We start from the raw sequence: 19,597 nt of genomic DNA, 5'->3' as shown, positions 1-19,597 counted from the left end.
CTTTTTCTATCTCCGTTGTGTGTAGTTTAATGCTTCTGCTTGTGTGGGTGCAAATTTTTAGCATGGCCCAATGGGATTTCCAAACAAATCTTAATATTTTTTTCGCAGGGCCAAAAAAAGTCGAAAGTTTGCTTATTTTTTGCAAAGGGCCATTGACCTTTTTAAAACCCATGTGTAAATGTTATCCTTCGTAATTAAAGTTAAATGTTAATATAGATAAGGTGGAGCGATGAGCAAGAGAACTTGGCAACCGAAAAGAAAGAAAAGATTAAGAGTTCACGGATTTCTTAAGAGAATGTCTACAGCTGGTGGAAAGAATATAATTAACGCCAGAAGAGCTAAAGGTAGAAAGCAACTTACTGTTACTACTGGTTCTAAATAATAGTCTATGGTCGATAATAGCTACGATAAGTCTTATCGTCTCTTATCGACCCAGGATTTTTCCTATTTAAGGAAGAACTCAAAGAGATTCAAGTCTAAGTGGTTAATGGCTTATTATAAGCCAACCCGCATTTCTTCGTCTAAAGATCATTCACGTATAGGTTTTTCAGTTACAAAGAAAGTTGGAAACGCTGTTGTACGCAATCGTTATAAGAGAATAATGAGAGATCTATTTAGAAGATCGGAATTGAAGGTTAAAGGCTTCGATATCTTGGTGATTGTTTCTCCTTATATTACAAAAAATGTTCAAGGTATCGAGGAGCAAGAGAAGTGCTTAAAGGATTCTTTTAATCATTTACTTGAGACATTATAGAATCAAAACTTTCCTAGCTATTATCAATGTGATATCTACTCATCATCAAAAATTTACATTCCTAATTGGAGTTTTTTAAATGAATAATGATCAAAAACGCATGTTTTTAGCAGTGGTCCTATCGGGGCTAGTTCTATTTGGTTGGCAGACTTACTTTGCTCCACAACAGCCAGCAGTTGTTGAGGCAGATGCTACAAAGCAAATTGCAGAAAAAGCAATTGAGAAGAATGCTGCGAATACTGCTAAGCTTGGAACTGAAGTCGTTAAGAAGAACGATGTTGTTTCTACAAGCGTAGAGGCTTTTACTCTTTCTAATAATGGTCACTCTGTTACAGTTAATTCAGATCTTTCTATTCAGGACTTTGTTAATCCTGGTGCAGCTTTTGATTTCTTTGCAACTACTGGTGTTGAGAAGCCATTTGCTGTTCAAATTGGTTCTGGGGCGAGTTTTGCTTCTAAGAACTTTACTTTTAATCAAGTAAGCCCTTCTCACATTCAAGGTTCTAACTCTGAGCTAGGTATAGATGTTGATTTTGAAATGAATGATATGGGTAAAGTTTCCTATAAGATAGGTTCTAAGACAGCTTATAGATATAGAGTTGTTTTAACTTCTTCTGAGAGAGAGGAAGAGAATAGACAGATAAGACAATTTAGTTACTACACACAAAAACTTCAGCATATGAAGGCAGGTGATAGTGATGAAGATGATGGAAAAATGAGATGGATTGCTATCGATTTTAACTTTCACTTATTTGCTATGACTTTTAAAGATCCAATTGCAGCTAGATTAAACGCATTTGAATCAGGGGAGTTTAGATCTACTTTTGTCAATGAAATGCAAGCAATGGAAGGCTCTATTGTATTTTCTAAAAAGAATTACGATTTACTGGCTAAGCTTGGTGATAAATTAGATCTCTCTATTGATTTTGGATTCTTTGGAATTATTTCTGTTCCAATTTTAAGAGGATTACAATTTGTTCACGACTATGTTCCAAACTATGGTCTGGCCATTATTATCCTAACTTTGATTATTAGAACGATTATGTTTCCTCTTCAGTTTAAGTCTTTTAAGTCTATGAAGAAGATGCAGAAGATTCAGCCTGAATTAACTAAGCTTAAAGAAAAGTTTAAAGACGATCCGCAGAGAATGCAAAAAGAAACAATGGAGGCATTTAAGAAAGCCGGTGCAAACCCGCTAGGTGGATGCTTGCCACTTATCGCTCAGATGCCAATTTTCTTTGCATTCTATCAGGTTCTTTATAATGCTGAAGAGTTTGTAGGTTCACCATTTTTTGGATGGATTCACGATCTTTCAATTAAAGATCCATACTATGTACTACCAGTTTTAATGGCGCTTGCTATGGCCTTGCAAACTCGTTTAAATCCTTCTCCTACAGCTGATCCTACTCAGAAGAAAGTGATGATGATTATGCCATTAGTTTTTGGTTTTATTATGAAAGATTTACCGGCCGGTCTTAATCTATATATTTTCACATCGACTATATATGGTGTTGGTCAGCAATTATTAGTTTATAAATTAACTGATTAATTATGCTTCACTTATATGATGATAGGCCTATTATTGCATGCAGTTCTGGATTACAGACTAATAGTGCTATAGGCCTTATTCGTATATCGGGCTTTGATGATATTAAAGCTTTTCAAAGTTTCTTCAAATTTAATTTAAAAAATACTAAACCTCGCTATAGTCATTTTAGTTCTCTCTTAGATAATGAAGTTGTTATTGATGAGGTTGTTCTTACCTATTTTCCAGCACCCAATAGTTATAATGGAGAAAATATTCTTGAGCTTGGTGTTCATGGAAACCAAATTAATATTCAAAGAATTATTAAGCTTTTCACTAGTAGCGGATTATTAAGGGCCGCTAAAGAAGGGGAGTTTTCCTATAGAGCACTTAAGAATAGGAAGTTAACTCTCTCTCAGGTAGAGGGTCTTGATTTGCTTCTTAATGCGAGCTCTTCTTTTATGCTGGATCAAGGTCTTCAAGTTTTATCTGGAGATCTTCATAAGCAATATATGGATTTGCATGGTTCATTTTTAAAGCTTAAGTCATCAGTCGAAATCAGTATTGATTTTTCTGAGGATGTAGGTGAAGAGCAGTGTAGCATTCTCTTAAATGAGTCTCTCTCTGATTTTAAGAATAGAGTTTCTCAACTGTGGCGAAGAGTGCAGTCAGATAAGAGTGATTTAGTTAATCCATCCATTTCTCTTATTGGCCAAACGAATGCGGGAAAGAGCTCTTTATTTAATCTCTTGCTTGCAAGCGATAGATCTATTGTCTCTGATCAAGCAGGAACAACTAGAGATTACGTATCAGAGTACTTAACCCTTCAAGGGAATACTTTTAGATTGGTTGATACTGCTGGTCTTCGTGAAACGGAAGATAGTATTGAAAAAGTGGGGATTGAGAGAGCTATAGAGATTTCAAGTTCGTCATTTTTTAAAATACTCGTGGTTAATCCTCTACAAACAAAGAAAGAAGATTATAAATTCCTTAAGAATGAGGAATTTGATCTTTTAATTATTTCTCATAAAGATCAACTTCGCGATTTTAATTTTGAGGAGTTTTTAAAAACTCTTCCAGTATTTAATTCTGCTATAACCGCGAACCTCTCGGTGAATACTAGGGATTTTACTTTTTTGGAGAATGGTCCTATAGAACCAGAAAATGATTTTGGTCCTATGGGGGCAAAAGTAGAAGACAGAGCTGGTTCTATGGGGGCAGTAAATTTAATAAAAAATGGTCCTATAGAACCACTAGAAGCGGTTATTGAAAAACTAGTTATTTCTAAGTTTAATTCTCTTTGTCAGGACAATCCGCTACTTGTTTCAAGGCATAGAGAGTGTGTAAATAATATATATTTATCAATGTTGCAATTTCAGGAACTTACAAATGACGAGGTTGATATTGCGATTATCTCCTCTGAATTAAATATTTTGGAAGCTAAAGTATCGGAATTACTAGGAATCATCTCTCCAGATGATGTTTTAAATAATATTTTTAGTAATTTTTGTATAGGAAAATAGGGTTTTTTTACAATATTTTCAATTATTTATGGACATTATTGCTCCAAATGTTTAAATCTCTCTACTAAATTCTCTGTAAAAGTTCCACGTGGAACAAGTTTTAACGATAGTTCTCAAATGTTCCACATGGAACAATTAGAGGTTTGAATGCAAGAATATGATATTGCAATTATTGGTGGAGGACATGCTGGGGTCGAAGCCGCATGGATTTCAGCACAGTTTGACTTGAAGGTTCTAATTCTTTCGATGCCAAATGTGGGACTTGCTTCAGCCCCTTGTAATCCTGCAATTGGTGGAGTGGGTAAGGGTCAGGTCGTTCGAGAGATTGATGCCCTCGGTGGCCTAATGGGAAAGATTGCGGATAGCTCTGCCATACAGTATAGAATTTTAAATGAATCAAAAGGATACGCTGTACAGTCCACAAGAGTGCAAGTTGATAAAGACCTCTATACTGCAAATGCTGAAGCTTTTATCGCAGCAGTCCCAAATATTAGTGTCGTCAAAGAGAAAGTTGTCTCAATTAATGATGGTGTAAATGGTTTTAGCATACAGACGGAAAAGAGTGCTTTCTTTACAAGAAAGTGTGTTGTAACGACAGGAACTTTTCTCAATGGTAAATTGCACACTGGCTCTGAGTCAAATGCTGGTGGACGTGTAGGCTGTCAAATGTCTCCGGGAATGAATGAGCTCTTTTCAAAGGTTTCTACTTTAGAAACTAGATTTAAAACTGGTACGCCAGCCAGGTTGAATAAAGACAGTTTGGATTATAGTAAGTTTGTAGAGCAAAAGAGTGATCCAAAGACAAAGAACTTTCATTCTTTGAATTTAGCTAGCGAGAGGTTTGTAGAGCAGAGATCTTGTTACATTGCTCACACTAATGAGAACACTTTAGGGATTATTAGAGAAAATAAAGAAAGATCTCCCATATATAACGGTCAAATTAAAGGGGTAGGTCCAAGATATTGCCCAAGTATAGAAGATAAAGCTTTTCGTTACCCAGATAGAAATTCACACCATGTGTTTGTTGAGCCCGAAGGGCTTACAGCTAATACAATTTATCCAAATGGGGTCTCTACTAGCCTGCCAAAGGAAGTTCAGCTTGAATTTCTGCGCACAATAGAGGGTTTTGAGGCCTGCGAGATAGAAGTTTACGGATATGCTGTTGAGTATGATGTTGTAGATACATCTAAGCTGAGTGATTGCTTGGAATATATAGATATTCCAGGACTTTTCTTTGCTGGACAAGTGAATGGGACATCAGGTTACGAGGAAGCTGCAGGGCAAGGCTTGATTGCTGGGGTAAATGCAGCACTCTCTCTTCTTGGTAAAGAGAAAATGGTTCTTGATAGAGCTGATTCCTATATCGGAGTAATGGTAGAAGATTTAATTTCTAATAAGAGAGATGAACCGTACAGGCTTTTTACAGCAAGGTCTGAAAATAGACTCTATGTTAGAGAGGATAATTCGGTAAATAGAATGGCCAAGTACAGATTGGCACTTGGTTTATCATGTGAAATCGATATTCATCACCAGGAATTCTTAGATGAGTATGAAATTCTTTGGAATTTAGTAAAGAGTTCGAGCATTTATGCAACACCAGCTAATAAAAAGTATTTTGCAGAGTCTGGATACGGTGAATTGTCTAAAAATCTTGCGATGGATGAATTAATTAGAAGAAGTCAGGTAAATCCTGTTGAGACATTGGAAAGAGAACTTTTAAAGAGAGGCGTAAGCTTCTCATCTGAAGTTCTTTACGCCTGTGCAATCTCATTAAAGTATGAAGGCTATATAAATCGATCAATTGTAGAGAATGAAAGAATTTATAGGCTTGGGAAGAAAGTAATTAACTGGAAGAGTATTATTGCTGGGAATATATCCAATGAATGCAGACAGAGGATTGAAGAGGTTAAGCCTACAACATTTTCACAGCTTCAGAGAATAGATGGTATTAGACCAGCAACATTGGCCTTTGTGGCAGGAAATATAATTCAATGAAAGAGTTTGCTCAGAGGTATCACGATCTCTTAACCGGTGAATACAAAGGTATTAACCTTACAAGAATTACAACTTTCGAAGATTTCTTTCAAAAACAAATCGTAGATTCAGTTCTTCCTTTGGAAGTAAGTAAGGTTTTTAAGAAGGCTATAGACGATACAAAGGTTGTCGTAGATGTTGGCTTTGGTGGAGGATTTCCTATTCTCCCATTAGCATATCTTTTTCCGGAAAAGAAGTTTGTTGGATTTGAGGCACGAGCCAAGAAAGCAAAAGTGGTTCAAGAAATCGCCGAGAAGCTTGGGTTAAAGAATGTTAAATGCTATCACCATAGAATCGAGACAGTTAACATTGACATACCTGTAGTTATTACTTTTAAGGCCGTCGGGACAATTGAAAATTTTATTCCATTAATTAAGTACAGAGAGCAAACCTCGGTCTTCTTTTATAAAGGACCTTCATTCTATGAACTTGAAGAGTTGGAGCCAACCGAAAAGAAATGGGAAGTTATTGAAGAGTTGTTCTATGATTTAGAAGGCACAGACGGTAGGACATTAATTGGTTTAAAAAATAGAACTGTTCCACGTGGAACACTAAAAAAAGAGATTAAAAATCTTGTCAATCTGTCGCAACTAATCTAATTTTTAACTACACACGAACTATCTTAGGGGAGACCTAAATGGCTAAAATCATTGCTATGATGAACCAGAAAGGTGGAGTTGGTAAAACAACGTCTACCATTAACCTTGCTGCCTGCCTTGCAGTGGCCGAGAAAAAAACTCTAGTAATTGATCTAGATCCACAAGGAAACGGAAGTATCAGCCTAGGCCTTGATGCATCGAATCATTCTGAGTGCAATATCTATCACGCCATGATCGGACAGGCTCCAATTAGAGAAGCAATTTATCAAACTGAACTTCCTTATTTACATATTTGCCCAAGTGACAACAATCTCTCAGGAGCTGAAATTGAGCTTGTAAGCCTTTTTGCCAGAGAGGCTAAGCTCAAGTCTGCATTTGAGCCAATAATGGATGAATACGACTATATCTTAATCGATTGCCCACCATCTCTAGGGCTATTAACGGTAAATGCACTTAATGCTGCAGAAACCTTTATTGTTCCAATGCAAACAGAGTATTTAGCAATGGAAGGTTTGGCCCAACTTTTAAATACGGTTAGGCTTATAAAAACGAATCTAAATCCAAATCTTAAAATGGATGGAATTTTACTTACAATGTTTGATGGTAGATCAAGTTTACACAAGCAAGTTACAGGTGAAATTAGAAAGCATTTTGGAGAGAAGGTTTTCGACGCTGTTATCCCAAGAAATGTAAAACTTGCAGAGTGTCCTAGTTTTGGTAAACCAATTATTCTTTACGATATTGAATCAAAAGGAAGTGAAGCATATTTAGCACTCGCCAAGGAAGTGATCTTGAAAGAGAGAGAGGCAGAGGGATTACCGGAGTTACCGGTAGAGGAACAGGCGACAAGCGAGTTGCCAGAAGTTCCTAATTTAGAAAGTTCTCATGTTCAATCTCAAGATCAAATACAATAGGCGAGGTATCTAATGGCAAAGAAAGTAGCACTTGGAAAAGGAATAGGATCATTAATATCTGGCGCAAATAATGATGCTGTTCTAGGTAATTTAAAAAATAAAATGGCGTTTGATATTGATTCAAATACTTCTGCAGTTAAGCAAGAGGTTAAAACTGTTATTGATCATCAACCAGCAATGATTGAAATTTCAGAAATTAAAACAAACCCTAATCAGCCAAGAAAAATATTTAAAGAAAAAGAGCTAGAAGAATTATCATTATCTATTAAAGAAAATGGTGTTATCCAGCCAGTTATAGTTGTTCAGCTCGAAAAAGGTTTTGAGTTAGTAGCAGGAGAGAGAAGACTTAGAGCTTCTAAACTTGCAGGGCTTACAAAAATACCAGCTGTCATTAAGAGAGCAACTGATCGTGAAAAAATGGTAATGGCCATCATTGAAAACGTTCAAAGATCAGATCTTAATTGTGTTGAAGAAGCCCTTGCTTACTATCAATTAATGGATGAGTACAATCTTACTCAAGAAGAAGTTGCTAAGAAATTAGGAAAAGAAAGATCAACTGTTGCAAACTTTCTAAGAGTTTTAAAACTTCCAAGAGACGTAATTGAATTACTTCAAAAAGAGTTTCTATCTTTTGGTCATGCAAAAATTTTAGCGGCAGAAAAAGATAGAGAAAAGGCGATTAGATTTGCGAATGAAGCGGTAGCTAATAATCTCTCAGTAAGAGAGCTAGAGAAACTGATTAAGTCTAAAAAGAATTATAAAGAACCAAAGAGAGCAAATCCTTTCTTTGATGAAAAACTAGATTCTTTAAAGCAAAAACTTGAAAAGAAAACAGGTTTTCACTTTCAATTAAATTCGAAGCAAAATGGAGCAGGACAAGTAGTTCTTAAATACTCTAACGAAGCAGAATTTAATGATATTTTTGAATATTTAATGAGTAATTAATAAGTGGTCCCATAGGACCACTCTAAAAAATGGTTCTATGGGGGCACATAAATTTGGTCCTATAGAACCACTAATGGAAAAACCATGCAAAATAATGAAAAAGATATTTCAGCAATAATTGAAGAGGGTTGTAAGTTTGAAGGCAATCTCTCGTTTAATGGTGTTGCAAGAATTGCAGGAATTGTTAATGGAAGTATTTTTTCAAATGATACAGTAATTGTCTCTGAAGGGGCAATTATTAACGCAGATGTGAACGCAAACGTTATTTTAATCTCAGGAACGGTAAAAGGTAATATCAAAGCGTCGAGTAGAGTGGAAATTATCAAGCCAGCTAGGTTTGAAGGGACAATAACAACTCCGAGCTTAATTGTGGAAGAGGGCGTTATATTTCACGGTACAACAAAAATGCGTGATCAGGAAAATTAATCAAATAAAATTCATTAAAAGAACTCTGTTAGAATCATATTTTTCTTACCTCTTAATTCTTAAATTCCTTGACGTTATACGCCTCTATAAGTATTCATTAAGGTCGTTTATATACATAAATCGTTAAAAATTATTCTTCGTAATTTTAGTATGAAGTTAATAGATTTGGAGCTTAAATAGAATGGATACTTTTCTTAATATTTTTAAAAGTTTAGGTGCTGATATTACTTTCTTTTATCAGTTAGCATTAGTAATTATTTTCTATTTTGTTCTTAAGTATTCTTTGTTTGGAAAACTTCAGGAAGTGCTAGAGTTAAGAGAAAATAAAACAACAAGACTTGAAGGTAATGCAAATAAGAAGTTTGCAGAAGCGGAAGAGTTGGCACAGAAATATAAAGCAGAATTAAATAAAGCTAATCAAGAAGCATACTCACTACTTTCAGATAAGAAAAATAGCGCATTAGATGCACAAAAATCAAAATTGAAAGAAGTAGAGAACCAATTAAATATTCAAGTTGAAACTAAGAGAAAAGAATTTATGGCCGAATTAGAAACACATAAAGCAAATGTGTTAAAAGAGGCAGATTCTCTATCAAGTGATCTCGTTAATAAACTAACAAATTAATAAGGATATATAGATGTTGAAGTTAATTGCTTTAATTCTAACAGTTGCCAATGTTCAAGCAGCTGGTGGTGGGGCCCACGGAGGTCACATTTCTGAACTTATATTACCAGCTTGGAACTTTATTCCATTGTTTTTGGTAATGGTTGTATTACTTAGAAAGCCAATAAGTGCGGCTTTTACTAAAAATGCTGAAGACGTGGAAGCTCTTTATAATGTAGCTGAAGAGAAAGACAAAGAAGCTCAAATTAAACTTGATATGTATGAAAAGAAAATGAACTCTCTTAAATCTGAGTCTGAAAAGATTATGAAAGAAACAAGAGGGCAGATCGAAGAATTCGAAAAAGCAAGTGCTACTGAAACAGTAGAGCTTATTGAAAAGCTAAATATTGATGCCGATCAAAAAGTTGCTTACGAAAAAGATCAAGCTGTTCGTTCAATTAATGCATCTCTAGTTGATGAAGTAATTGCAAAAGCAAAATCTAAAATAAATGAGAATAAAGATTATAAAGATAAAGCTACGAATAAATTAATAGCTGAAATCTAACTCTTGGTGGTTAAGTAATGAAAGAACAAATTGTTGCAAAAGCTTACGCTCAGTCACTTATCGAATTAGCCAAAGAGGCCAATGTAGATGCTGCGAAAGAGCTTACAGATTTAAGTGTTCTTATTAATGAGAACAATAATCTAGAAAATCTACTGTTCTTAGATGTTTTTACTATTGAAGAAAAAGAAAGCGTTATGAAAGAAGTTCTTTCAAAGCTAGGTCTTGCTCCAATAGTTAAGAACTTTGTTAATTTTCTAATTAACGAAAAAAGAATAAGTATTTTCCCTTTAATTTTTAAAGAAGTTATTGTGATCGATGATCATAATAAAGGATTTTTAAGAGGGACAATCGAAGGAAGTGGATCTGATGTATCTCCTGAGTTTAAAACTAAGATGACAAGTTATCTTAAAGAAAAACTAGGGCTAACAACAGAGTTAACTTATGTACAAAATGAAGACATCACAGCAGGTTACAAAGTAACTGTAGAAGATCTACAGCTTGATGCTTCGTTAGATAATCAATTAGCAAAATTTAAAGATTCAGTATTAAGTGAATAATTATTAAAGAGGTATCAAATGTCGATGAACCCAGAAGAAATTACGAGCATTATTAAAAGTAGAATTGCCAATTTCGAAACTAAATTACAGGTTGATGAAGTAGGAACAGTTCTAACTGTTGGTGACGGTGTTGCCAGAGTATTCGGTCTAAAAAATGTTATGGCCGGAGAACTAGTTGAGTTTGGAACAGGTACTAAAGGTATGGTTCTTAACCTTGAAGCTAACAACGTTGGTGTGGCCATCCTTGGTAACGATAACGACATTAAAGAAGGTTCTACTGTTAAGAGAACTGAGAAAATTGTCGAAGTTCCAATCGGTGATGCTCTACTAGGTAGAGTTGTTAACGCAATTGGTGAGCCAATTGATGGTCAAGGTGAAATTAAGAGCGATAAGTTTGGTAAAATTGAAATTAAAGCTCCAGGAATTATTGCAAGAAAGCCAGTACATGAGCCTCTTCAAACAGGTATCAAGGCGATCGATTCAATGATCCCAATTGGTAGAGGTCAACGTGAACTTATTATTGGTGACCGTAAGACAGGAAAGACTGCAGTAGCGATCGATACAATCATCAACCAAAAAGGTAAAGATGTTGTATGTATCTACGTTGCCATCGGACAGAAGAATTCTACTGTTAGACAAGTACAACAGAAACTAAGAGAAGCCGGAGCACTTGAGTATACAATCATTGTATCTGCAACTGCATCTGATTCAGCTCCTCTTCAATATCTTGCTCCGTACACTGGTTGTACAATGGGTGAATACTATAGAGACAATGGTAAGCACGCAGTTATCGTATATGACGATTTAACTAAGCAAGCTCAGGCCTATAGACAAATGTCATTACTACTTAGAAGACCACCAGGTCGTGAAGCATTCCCTGGGGACGTTTTCTATTTACACTCAAGACTTCTGGAAAGAGCTGCAAAGCTTTCTGATGAACTTGGAGCAGGTTCACTAACTGCACTTCCAGTTATTGAAACTCAAGAAGGTGACGTTTCGGCTTATATTCCTACAAACGTTATTTCAATTACAGATGGACAGATCTTCCTAGAGTCTGACTTATTTAACTCTGGTGTACGTCCAGCTGTTAACGTTGGTCTTTCAGTTTCTAGAGTTGGTGGTTCAGCTCAAATTAAAGCAATGAAGAAAGTTGCTGGTACTCTTAGACTTGATCTTGCTTCATTTAGAGAGCTTGCTGCATTCGCGGCTTTTGGTTCTGATTTAGATGCAGCAACTCAAGCTCAACTTTCAAAAGGTGAGAGACTAGTTGAACTTCTTAAGCAAGGACAATATGTTCCTATGCAAGTTGTAGATCAAGTAATTGGTATCTACGCTGCTACAAAAGGTCTTCTAGATTCTGTACCAGTTAACCAAATTCAAGCATGTGAAAAAGGTTTAGTTGATTTAATCAATACTAAGCACGCTGATATGGTTAAAGAGATCAATGAGAAGAAAGCTGTTCAAGATGAAGAAAAGTTAACTTCGATCATTAAAGAATTCGTAGCAGGATTTAAATACTAATTAGGAAGAAGGTAAAACTTCTTCCTCTTTATGAGGAGCCATAATGGCAAATATTAAAGAGCTTAAAAAGAAAATTAAAAGTACTAAAGGTACATATAAAATTACTTCTGCTATGAAGCTCGTTTCTGCTGCAAAATTGAGTAAGGCTCAACAGGCGATTCAAAACTCACGTCCTTATGCTAAGGAACTTGAGGAAACAATCAAAACTGTATCTGCTCTTGTTCAAGATTACAGCCACGAATACCTAGTAGAAAGCGATAATAAGAAGTCAGCACTTCTTGTTATCTCAAGCAATAAAGGTCTTTGTGCAGGTTACAACTCTCAACTTTCTAAGAAAGTTAAAGCGTTTATCTCTCAAACTGAGGAAGAAGTGGAATGCTACTTCATTGGTAAGAAGGTTAAAGACCTGGTTAAGAAAGAAGTTATTGTAGCGAAAGATTTTTCTTTTGAAAAAATTGAGCCGACATATAATGAAATGGTTGATGTTGCTGAGGAACTTGCTGAAAAGTTTAAGTCTGGTGAAATCGGTAGAATTTATGTTGCCTATAATATTTTTGAATCAGCAATAGAGTTTGATCCTTGTGTAAAACAAGTTCTTCCAATGTCTTTAGCTGAAGAAGAAAAGCAAGAGTTAAAAGAAAAGTTTCCATTTGATTTTAAGTATGAGCCTACACCAAAGGAAATACTTGATTCATTAATTCCTCAAACTTATGTGAGTTCTGTTTATACATCTCTTTTAGATGCATTAGCAGCTGAGCATGGTTCGAGAATGAGTGCAATGGATTCTGCATCTGCTAACTGTAAAGAAGCAATTGATAAACTAACTATTAAAATGAATAAATTAAGACAAGCGGCCATTACAACTGAGTTAATCGAAGTTGTATCAGGTGCTGAGTCATTAAATGGCTAAGGAGCTAGTAATGTCTGAGACTAATATTGGGTACATTAAGCAAGTTATGGGTCCAGTTGTTGACGTTGAATTTCCAAACGGAAAACTTCCATCGATCTACAACGCTCTAACTTTAACAAACAAAGTTATTTCTGAAGAGAAGAACAATCTAGTAGTTGAGGTATCTCAACACTTAGGTGACAACGTAGTAAGATGTATTGCTATGGATGCAACTGAAGGTCTTGCAAGAGGTTTAGAAGTTGTTGACACTGGTAAAGGTATTCAAGCTCCAGTTGGTAAAGAAGTTCTAGGACGTATTATTAACGTTACTGGACAGCCAATTGATGAAAGAGGTGATATCGGTAACAAGCAAACAAGTAATATCCACAGAGAAGCACCTACATTTGATGATCAAGCAACATCAAAAGAGCCGTTCTTCACAGGTATTAAAGTAATCGATCTTCTTGCTCCTTATTTAAAGGGTGGAAAGATTGGTCTATTTGGTGGTGCAGGTGTTGGTAAGACAGTTCTTATTATGGAACTAATTAATAACATTGCTACTCAACACGGTGGTTTCTCAGTATTCGCTGGTGTTGGTGAAAGAACACGTGAGGGTCGTGACCTTTACGACGAGATGAGTGAGTCTGGTGTTATCGATAAAACAGCACTGGTATATGGGCAGATGAATGAGCCACCAGGTGCAAGAGCTAGAGTAGCCCTTACAGGTCTTACTGTTGCAGAATATTTCCGTGATGTTGAAAAACAAGACGTTCTTTTCTTCGTTGATAATATCTTCCGTTTTACTCAGGCCGGTTCAGAAGTTTCTGCACTACTTGGTCGTATCCCTTCTGCCGTTGGTTACCAACCAACTCTTTCTACAGAAATGGGTGCTATGCAGGAAAGAATTACATCAACAAAAGATGGTTCAATTACATCTATTCAGGCCGTTTACGTTCCTGCGGATGATTATACGGATCCGGCGCCAGCAACTACGTTTGCTCACCTTGATGCGACTACAGAACTTTCAAGAGCAATTGCGGAGATTGGAATTTACCCAGCGGTTGATCCACTAACTTCTTCTTCAACAATTCTTTCTGCAGAAGTTCTTGGTGATGAGCACTATGATACAGCAAGAGCAGTTCAGGAAATCCTTCAAAGATATAAAGAACTTCAAGATATCATTGCTATCCTTGGTATGGATGAGCTTTCTGAAGAAGATAAGCTTATCGTTGGTAGAGCTAGAAAGGTTCAAAAGTTCCTTTCACAGCCATTCTTTGTTGCTGAGCAATTTACTGGTAACCCAGGTAAATTCGTATCTATAGAAGATACAATTTCTGGATTCAAGTCAATTCTTGCTGGTGAATGTGATGCTCTTCCAGAGCAAGCTTTTTACCTAATGGGTAACCTTGAAATGGTTAAAGAAAAAGCGGCAGAGATTCTTAAAGGTAATTAATTAATAACTGAGGGTGCTTGCATCCTCAGAATTATTTGGGATTAGTATGAATAATTTTACAGTAGATATTTTAACTCCATATGCAATCGTTGCTAAGGATATTCCTGCTGAAGCACTTTTGGTTCCTACTGAAAGAGGGCAAATCAATATTTTAAAAGATCACACTCATCTTGTGACTAAATTAGATACTGGTATGCTTTCTGTTTTTGGTGGAGCAGATGATCCAGATAGATTCTTTGGGATCACGACGGGTATTTGTAAAATACTTGACCAGAAAGTTACTATTCTCGCAAATGTTGCTGAAGAAGCTGTAGAAATTGATAGAGATAGAGCAATTGAAGCATTAAAAAATGCTGAAGAAAGGCTTAAAGAGTCTCAAGGCCTATCTGATGATGAAATTGATAAGTACAGAAGAAAAGAAGAGAGAGCTAAGCTCAGAATTCAACTTCATGACTTTGTTAGAAGCAGAAATATTTAATGAATAGTCAAAATTAAATAAAAAAGAGGCCACTTCATGTGGCCTTTTTTTATGCCTATTCATAAAATCACTAGGCAAACATTTAGTACTTTAAAATTAATCTGTTAGCGTTGAAAATAGATGTACTAGTAATGAAAAAATACGTACTTCTAACAACCATATTCACGCTACTCACTGTCGCCTCATTCGAGGTCGCAAAACAGTCCTATGTTCATTTTACAAGTAAGACAACATTTGATCTAAACCCACTATTAAAGGCTTCAAAAGGCATTTCTAGTATTAGAGTTAATGTGAAAAATAGCGACGAAACGTTAGTAAAAAAAGACCTCTTAAGAAGAGAATTAAATTCGAAATACAGGATCTCATTAAAGAGATTTCAAAGAGCTTCTAAACCTTCTAAATCTTTTAAACTTTCGAGAGCCTCTAAGAAGAGAGAAGAAAATTTAGAAAACCTAGAGGTAAATAATCAAAAGTTAATTGATATGAAAGGATATGAGGTCCCAGTGGTTAAGACATTTGTTGTTGCAAGTTTATTGAACGGGTTTACTTTGCCTGTGGATAGCCAATTCAATATTCATCAAGAGAAGATGGAGAAAGCCGTTGCCATAAAAGAAGAAAAAGTTGAAACACTCTCGAGTCTTAAAGAAGTAACAAAGGGAGATGAGGTTTCAGTGGCACTATCGGCAACTGAAAAACTTGCTCCAAATGAAGAGGCCTTAATAAATGAGCTCGTTAATAATGTTGATATAGAAGAGATTGTTGCCAAGAAAGAAGAAGGAAAAAAGAAAGAAGTAAAAGAAGAGAAGAATGATGAGATGTTATTCTTTGACTACTCAGAAAAGAAACAAGAAGAAATTGTTAAAGTATCAAATAAAGAAATGAAGAAAGAAATAACAAAGCAGGTCGTTGCTTTAACTGAGAATCCTCTTAAAGAAGAAGTGTTATCAATTGATGAAGCTATGCAATTACTTCCAGCGGGAAAGCAGGTAAAGCTAGAAGTGAATACTCAGAAAGAAGTGACTACTCAAAAGTCTGCACCAACCAAAACACCTGACTACTCACAATTAGTACAAGCATCTTTAAGTGCACCAAAGAAGAATAGTTATCCAACAAATGCAAAACTTAGTGTTCGAACTTCACTGGGAATAATAGGAAAGGGATTATCTAAAAATACAACTCCTTTTCAATTTGTTAGCGATGTGAGCTTTGGTGAACCACTATCAAGTGGTTCTATAGGGGCAATTGAAATTGAAGAAATGATTAACGAGAGAGTATCAACAATAAGAGGGACGATACTTAGTAGTGATACTTTTCCAACAATTGTAGAACTTCCATTAGAGTATGGAGACTTCTTAGTAAATATTCCTCTTTTAGAAAGAGATGATGTTTTTAAAAGATTTGAAGGAATTAGAGGGGCAATGCTTCTCGTTGAGTTAGATGAATCTACTGATAGCATCGATATTGATCATAAGTATGTAGAAAGAATACTCCTTAATGATAGATTTAAAAAAGTAGAAGAAGGTGATGATTATAGATTTATCCTCTACGTAGGTGTTGAGCCAGGTAATACGCTTATTCAATATTTAACTCTAAATAATGAAGTAGGTGAAAAAATTGTTCACCTAGTTGAAGATCATGTTCTCTATGAATCAAATACATATATTCAATCCAAGAAAGAGAAGATTGAGTTATTCGAAACAAAACTTCTTGGAAAGAATGATCTTGAGTTAAATATTGATGGAGATGATATTAGATACTTCAATACAGGTATTGGTTCTAAATCTATCGGCTTAAATTTATACGAAATTGAACGACCTGTTCTTCCTCTGGGAATGAGAAAGTATGTGGAATTAAAACATTTGGGTGAAAGTATCTACGTAGGGTTTATGGATAATAAATCATTACATGTGCCAAGTAGAGAGTATTTAAATTATGTAATGGATACACTAAAGATTGGAGACCTGGATAATAAATGTTTAATCCAGGTGAACTTTAGTAAGAATATCGTAGATATGAAGGTTGCAAGCGAGAGTTATAAAGGACCAATTGGGATTGAAAAACTCTATTTAGATAAAGATGGAATGTTCAATACGGATGCAAGTGATTTTGCAAAGAAAGTGTTTATGGTTGGGGATACAACGGGAACAATGAATATCGAAGTTGAATACTCAGACCAATCTAGAGATTATATTCAAACATTTTGCTCATCAAATACAATTATTGTTGAGCAACTATAGATTATTTTCCACATTTCATTCGTGAAACGAGTTGATGCCAGTTCTTAGGATACTTCTTCGTAATATACTTATCAGGTAGTTCGTAATACTTCTTACTATTTAAGTCAACGTCGGCGAAGATGATTTGACCCTTTCGAAGTTTGGTACCTAAGCGTCTCTTTCTGAAGTGTAGATTGATTAACTTTGTTTCAGGATCAATCTTTTCGACATTTTTAAAGTACCAAGCAGGCGATTGAGTACACTTCGTAATAAAGACCTTTACTCTTTCATGGGGATCGCCTTTTGGCTTTTCAAAGAAATTTTCTCGGTAAGCTAGTGAGTAAACGAGAGCAAGAAACTCAGAGTAAAAATTCTTTGAAGCAAAGCCAATATGAGCATGCTTATAATTTGTTAGTATATATTCTAGATCGGCGTCTTTCTTTTTTAACTGCCTCTTTGCCTTGATATAGTGTTTAGGTCCAGAGTTGTAAGCGGTAACAGCAAGGTCCCAAGATTTTAAAATCATTTTATTTTGCTTCAACAGATGTAGAGCACTAATTGTGGAAAGAAGCGGATTCATTCTGCCGTCAACGTATCTGTTAATTGGCATAAAGTGACTACCCGTATACTTCATAAATTGCCACGTTCCAGTAGCGTCTACTTTCGATCTTGCTTTTGTGTTAAAGGAGGATTCTAGAAAAGGAATTGCTTTTAGCTCCTTTGGAAGTTTAAATTTTTCAAAGTATTTATCCATAGAGCTTTCAAAGGGCTGTATATTAGATAATCCTCTTTGAATATTATCCTTTTGTCCTGTTTGTGCTCTCAGATTATTAGCAAGCTTTTTGAAGAAGAGTTTTCTCTTCGTCACACCTTTTGGAATTTGAATTCTTGAATTCTTCAATACCTTAAGTATATTCTGCTCTTTTAGTCCAAGGTTTTTATTGTCTCCAAGGTTTTTAAATACTTTCTTTAATTCAGTAACCTTGTTAAGCGTAAGCTTAGACTGAAGAGCAAATTTCGTATGGTGATTAAGGCCTGATTCAGCTAGAGAGGTATAGTCTATAACATCATAGATAACACTCATATTTTGTTTGTCGTGAAGAACGGAGTAGTTAGAGTCATAGAGGGTGTAGATATTAAACCAAAAATGAACCTTATTATAAAAATACTTAGGTATTGGGAACTCATTAGAAATTCTATTCTCGGGATCTCTTGCATAGAAGTGAAATTGATCACCTTTATATAGAGGACCAAGATCAAAGTATTCAACTTTCTTCTTTAAAACAATACTTTCAATGATTGTTAAATCATCTTGGAAAAAGTTCTCTGGTACTAAAGCAAAAGATTTAATAGATAATAAAAATAATAGAATTAACTTTCCCATTCGTGCCGTTTGAAAATATTTATTGTTCGCTTATACCCTGCAGAAACCATTTCAGAAGTTTTGTCAGGGCTTAAAGAAAATGAATTTCTAAAAAAGAGTTGATAATCTTCATGTTTAGGGAAAATATCAATCATGTGAACATTTGGTTTATAAGACAATTTACGCTCAAGTATTGAGGTTAATTGATTTCTGTGTTTTATATCGAATTTATTGGCCTTCAGATAATCATTCACTGTATTAATGATGTCTGCAGAAAGCTCTCTTCTGGCCCTATTGGCCACAATCTTCTTTTGAATCATTAGGTATATGGCCTGAGTACAAATGGCCGGAAGACCATAATTAACAAGGGATCCTATTTCATCGTGAAAATGGTAGGGAGTGTGTGTCCAAGAAGAGATAATGAAATCGCAATTATGATCAAAGGCTACGTGAGTTGAAAGGGTTTCTCTAATTTCTCCATCAATATAATAGTCTGTTTGACCTGTATGAGGGTTTTTAATTGGATACGGACTATAGAATGGTGGAACACTCATTGAGGCGGTTACACTTTCAGCTAAAGGAATCCCGGTATAGTAATTTGCAGTATTATCATGCGTTGGATTTGGGTAATTATACTTACTAAAGATAACTTTTCTTGTGTGATCGAGTTGAGTGGCCACAACAAATAGATCGGCCTTGAGTTCTTCAAAGGTTTTTTCTGTAATAACGTTTTCTATAAGATAATCGTGCAATCCCTGTGTACTGAATATCCCTGGAACAGAGAGAAGTGGCTTTAAAAGTCGTTTTAAAAGACCAGGGAAACCTTCTAGAGGGTCATAATAACTAGTGGGTGTACCATGAGGCTTTTTAAGGCTTAGCATATCCTTATAGTTAATTGCTCTAATCTTACTATTATTCTTATTAATTGTGGCCTCAATTATATCCATTGGCCTAAAGCCTTGGGCAAAGTAGAGTCCTATTAGAGAGCCGGCACTTGAACCTACATAGGTTGATATTTCAAGTTCGCTCTCGTGAGAATTGTTATTTTTCAGGGTAAACCCTAATTCTTCAAGGGCAAGTGCTACACCAAGATGCCAAGCTGCAGCTTTAACTACTCCACCTGACATAACGAGGGCGGTTTTCTTATTCTTGAAATTTGATATATCTACTCTTTGCATGGATAGATTATAGACTCGTATTGAATTAAAAAAAAGAGAACTCTTTTACTCAA

19 protein-coding genes are annotated in these 19,597 nt (G+C 35.4%); 17 read left to right on the top strand and 2 right to left on the bottom strand.

Translation table 11 applies throughout. The features are described 5' to 3' along the window. Positions 1–229 precede the first annotated feature (229 nt). The 17 genes from rpmH to CES88_RS15185 all read left to right on the top strand — a co-directional run bounded on the left by rpmH (position 230) and on the right by CES88_RS15185 (position 17,024). On the top strand, positions 230–382 hold the full coding sequence (gene rpmH / locus CES88_RS15265; protein ID WP_290736350.1) for a 50S ribosomal protein L34: 153 nt from the start codon (positions 230–232) through the stop codon (positions 380–382). A gap of 6 nt (positions 383–388) precedes the next feature. Continuing rightward, the gene (gene rnpA / locus CES88_RS15260; protein WP_290736347.1) at positions 389–754 is read left to right on the top strand and encodes a ribonuclease P protein component; all 366 of its coding nucleotides are present in this window, start codon (positions 389–391) and stop codon (positions 752–754) included. 79 nt (positions 755–833) lie between these two features. Continuing rightward, positions 834–2,303 carry a membrane protein insertase YidC gene (gene yidC, locus CES88_RS15255; protein WP_290736344.1) on the top strand — a complete coding sequence of 490 codons (1,470 nt, stop codon included), beginning with the start codon at positions 834–836 and terminating at the stop codon, positions 2,301–2,303. 2 nt (positions 2,304–2,305) lie between these two features. Beyond that, positions 2,306–3,802, top strand: coding sequence for a GTPase (locus CES88_RS15250; protein ID WP_290736341.1), 1,497 nt, complete (start codon positions 2,306–2,308; stop codon positions 3,800–3,802). A 147-nt stretch (positions 3,803–3,949) separates the two neighbouring features. Next, positions 3,950–5,797 carry a tRNA uridine-5-carboxymethylaminomethyl(34) synthesis enzyme MnmG gene (gene mnmG, locus CES88_RS15245; protein ID WP_290736338.1) on the top strand — a complete coding sequence of 616 codons (1,848 nt, stop codon included), beginning with the start codon at positions 3,950–3,952 and terminating at the stop codon, positions 5,795–5,797. Continuing rightward, positions 5,794–6,435: an RsmG family class I SAM-dependent methyltransferase gene (locus tag CES88_RS15240; protein WP_290736335.1), complete on the top strand. Its 642-nt coding sequence runs from the start codon at positions 5,794–5,796 to the stop codon at positions 6,433–6,435. The genes mnmG and CES88_RS15240 overlap by 4 nt, the downstream gene beginning before the upstream one ends. Positions 6,436–6,473: 38 nt before the next feature. After that, positions 6,474–7,349 carry an AAA family ATPase gene (locus tag CES88_RS15235; protein WP_290736332.1) on the top strand — a complete coding sequence of 292 codons (876 nt, stop codon included), beginning with the start codon at positions 6,474–6,476 and terminating at the stop codon, positions 7,347–7,349. A 12-nt stretch (positions 7,350–7,361) separates the two neighbouring features. Further along, positions 7,362–8,294 (top strand): ParB/RepB/Spo0J family partition protein, encoded by a 933-nt coding sequence (locus CES88_RS15230; protein WP_290736330.1) that lies wholly within the window; start codon positions 7,362–7,364, stop codon positions 8,292–8,294. Positions 8,295–8,378: 84 nt separating this feature from the next. Further along, positions 8,379–8,720, top strand: a complete 342-nt coding sequence (locus tag CES88_RS15225) for a polymer-forming cytoskeletal protein (RefSeq protein WP_290736327.1) — start codon at positions 8,379–8,381, stop codon at positions 8,718–8,720. Between the two features lie 181 nt (positions 8,721–8,901). Beyond that, a complete protein-coding gene (locus tag CES88_RS15220) occupies positions 8,902–9,345 on the top strand; it encodes a hypothetical protein (RefSeq protein ID WP_290736324.1) in 444 nt (147 codons plus the stop codon). Positions 9,346–9,358: 13 nt separating this feature from the next. Next, entirely contained in the window at positions 9,359–9,889 is a 531-nt protein-coding gene (locus CES88_RS15215; RefSeq protein WP_290736321.1) for an ATP synthase F0 subunit B, read from the top strand. Positions 9,890–9,906: 17 nt separating this feature from the next. Continuing rightward, positions 9,907–10,446: a F0F1 ATP synthase subunit delta gene (locus tag CES88_RS15210; protein ID WP_290736318.1), complete on the top strand. Its 540-nt coding sequence runs from the start codon at positions 9,907–9,909 to the stop codon at positions 10,444–10,446. Between the two features lie 18 nt (positions 10,447–10,464). Then, a complete protein-coding gene (gene atpA, locus CES88_RS15205; protein ID WP_290736315.1) occupies positions 10,465–11,967 on the top strand; it encodes a F0F1 ATP synthase subunit alpha in 1,503 nt (500 codons plus the stop codon). A gap of 43 nt (positions 11,968–12,010) precedes the next feature. Beyond that, a complete protein-coding gene (atpG, locus tag CES88_RS15200; RefSeq protein ID WP_290736312.1) occupies positions 12,011–12,877 on the top strand; it encodes an ATP synthase F1 subunit gamma in 867 nt (288 codons plus the stop codon). A gap of 10 nt (positions 12,878–12,887) precedes the next feature. Then, positions 12,888–14,309 carry a F0F1 ATP synthase subunit beta gene (gene atpD, locus CES88_RS15195; protein WP_290736309.1) on the top strand — a complete coding sequence of 474 codons (1,422 nt, stop codon included), beginning with the start codon at positions 12,888–12,890 and terminating at the stop codon, positions 14,307–14,309. A 46-nt stretch (positions 14,310–14,355) separates the two neighbouring features. After that, positions 14,356–14,787 carry an ATP synthase F1 subunit epsilon gene (gene atpC, locus CES88_RS15190; RefSeq protein ID WP_290736306.1) on the top strand — a complete coding sequence of 144 codons (432 nt, stop codon included), beginning with the start codon at positions 14,356–14,358 and terminating at the stop codon, positions 14,785–14,787. Positions 14,788–14,918: 131 nt separating this feature from the next. After that, on the top strand, positions 14,919–17,024 hold the full coding sequence (locus CES88_RS15185; protein WP_290736303.1) for a hypothetical protein: 2,106 nt from the start codon (positions 14,919–14,921) through the stop codon (positions 17,022–17,024). 1 nt (position 17,025) lies between these two features. On the opposite strand, the gene CES88_RS15180 is transcribed toward CES88_RS15185, so the two are convergent. Together CES88_RS15180 and CES88_RS15175 are read right to left on the bottom strand one after the other, a co-directional pair. Beyond that, complete coding sequence (locus tag CES88_RS15180) at positions 17,026–18,387, bottom strand: lytic transglycosylase domain-containing protein (protein ID WP_290736300.1); 1,362 nt, start codon at positions 18,385–18,387, stop codon at positions 17,026–17,028. Then, on the bottom strand, positions 18,375–19,544 hold the full coding sequence (locus tag CES88_RS15175) for a patatin-like phospholipase family protein (RefSeq protein WP_290736297.1): 1,170 nt from the start codon (positions 19,542–19,544) through the stop codon (positions 18,375–18,377). The genes CES88_RS15180 and CES88_RS15175 overlap by 13 nt, the downstream gene beginning before the upstream one ends. Positions 19,545–19,597: the final 53 nt, after the last annotated feature.

The organism is Halobacteriovorax sp. JY17 (assembly GCF_002753895.1).
Taxonomy (GTDB): Bacteria; Bdellovibrionota; Bacteriovoracia; order Bacteriovoracales; family Bacteriovoracaceae; genus Halobacteriovorax.
This window is presented reverse-complemented; position numbering and strand designations above follow the sequence as displayed.

Coding starts and splice junctions, on each gene's coding strand:
- rpmH (WP_290736350.1), top strand. CDS start 230: ATGAGCAAGAGAACTTGGCAACCGAAAAGAAAGAAAAGATTAAGAGTT.
- rnpA (WP_290736347.1), top strand. CDS start 389: ATGGTCGATAATAGCTACGATAAGTCTTATCGTCTCTTATCGACCCAG.
- yidC (WP_290736344.1), top strand. CDS start 834: ATGAATAATGATCAAAAACGCATGTTTTTAGCAGTGGTCCTATCGGGG.
- CES88_RS15250 (WP_290736341.1), top strand. CDS start 2,306: ATGCTTCACTTATATGATGATAGGCCTATTATTGCATGCAGTTCTGGA.
- mnmG (WP_290736338.1), top strand. CDS start 3,950: ATGCAAGAATATGATATTGCAATTATTGGTGGAGGACATGCTGGGGTC.
- CES88_RS15240 (WP_290736335.1), top strand. CDS start 5,794: ATGAAAGAGTTTGCTCAGAGGTATCACGATCTCTTAACCGGTGAATAC.
- CES88_RS15235 (WP_290736332.1), top strand. CDS start 6,474: ATGGCTAAAATCATTGCTATGATGAACCAGAAAGGTGGAGTTGGTAAA.
- CES88_RS15230 (WP_290736330.1), top strand. CDS start 7,362: ATGGCAAAGAAAGTAGCACTTGGAAAAGGAATAGGATCATTAATATCT.
- CES88_RS15225 (WP_290736327.1), top strand. CDS start 8,379: ATGCAAAATAATGAAAAAGATATTTCAGCAATAATTGAAGAGGGTTGT.
- CES88_RS15220 (WP_290736324.1), top strand. CDS start 8,902: ATGGATACTTTTCTTAATATTTTTAAAAGTTTAGGTGCTGATATTACT.
- CES88_RS15215 (WP_290736321.1), top strand. CDS start 9,359: ATGTTGAAGTTAATTGCTTTAATTCTAACAGTTGCCAATGTTCAAGCA.
- CES88_RS15210 (WP_290736318.1), top strand. CDS start 9,907: ATGAAAGAACAAATTGTTGCAAAAGCTTACGCTCAGTCACTTATCGAA.
- atpA (WP_290736315.1), top strand. CDS start 10,465: ATGTCGATGAACCCAGAAGAAATTACGAGCATTATTAAAAGTAGAATT.
- atpG (WP_290736312.1), top strand. CDS start 12,011: ATGGCAAATATTAAAGAGCTTAAAAAGAAAATTAAAAGTACTAAAGGT.
- atpD (WP_290736309.1), top strand. CDS start 12,888: ATGTCTGAGACTAATATTGGGTACATTAAGCAAGTTATGGGTCCAGTT.
- atpC (WP_290736306.1), top strand. CDS start 14,356: ATGAATAATTTTACAGTAGATATTTTAACTCCATATGCAATCGTTGCT.
- CES88_RS15185 (WP_290736303.1), top strand. CDS start 14,919: ATGAAAAAATACGTACTTCTAACAACCATATTCACGCTACTCACTGTC.
- CES88_RS15180 (WP_290736300.1), bottom strand. CDS start 18,387: ATGGGAAAGTTAATTCTATTATTTTTATTATCTATTAAATCTTTTGCT.
- CES88_RS15175 (WP_290736297.1), bottom strand. CDS start 19,544: ATGCAAAGAGTAGATATATCAAATTTCAAGAATAAGAAAACCGCCCTC.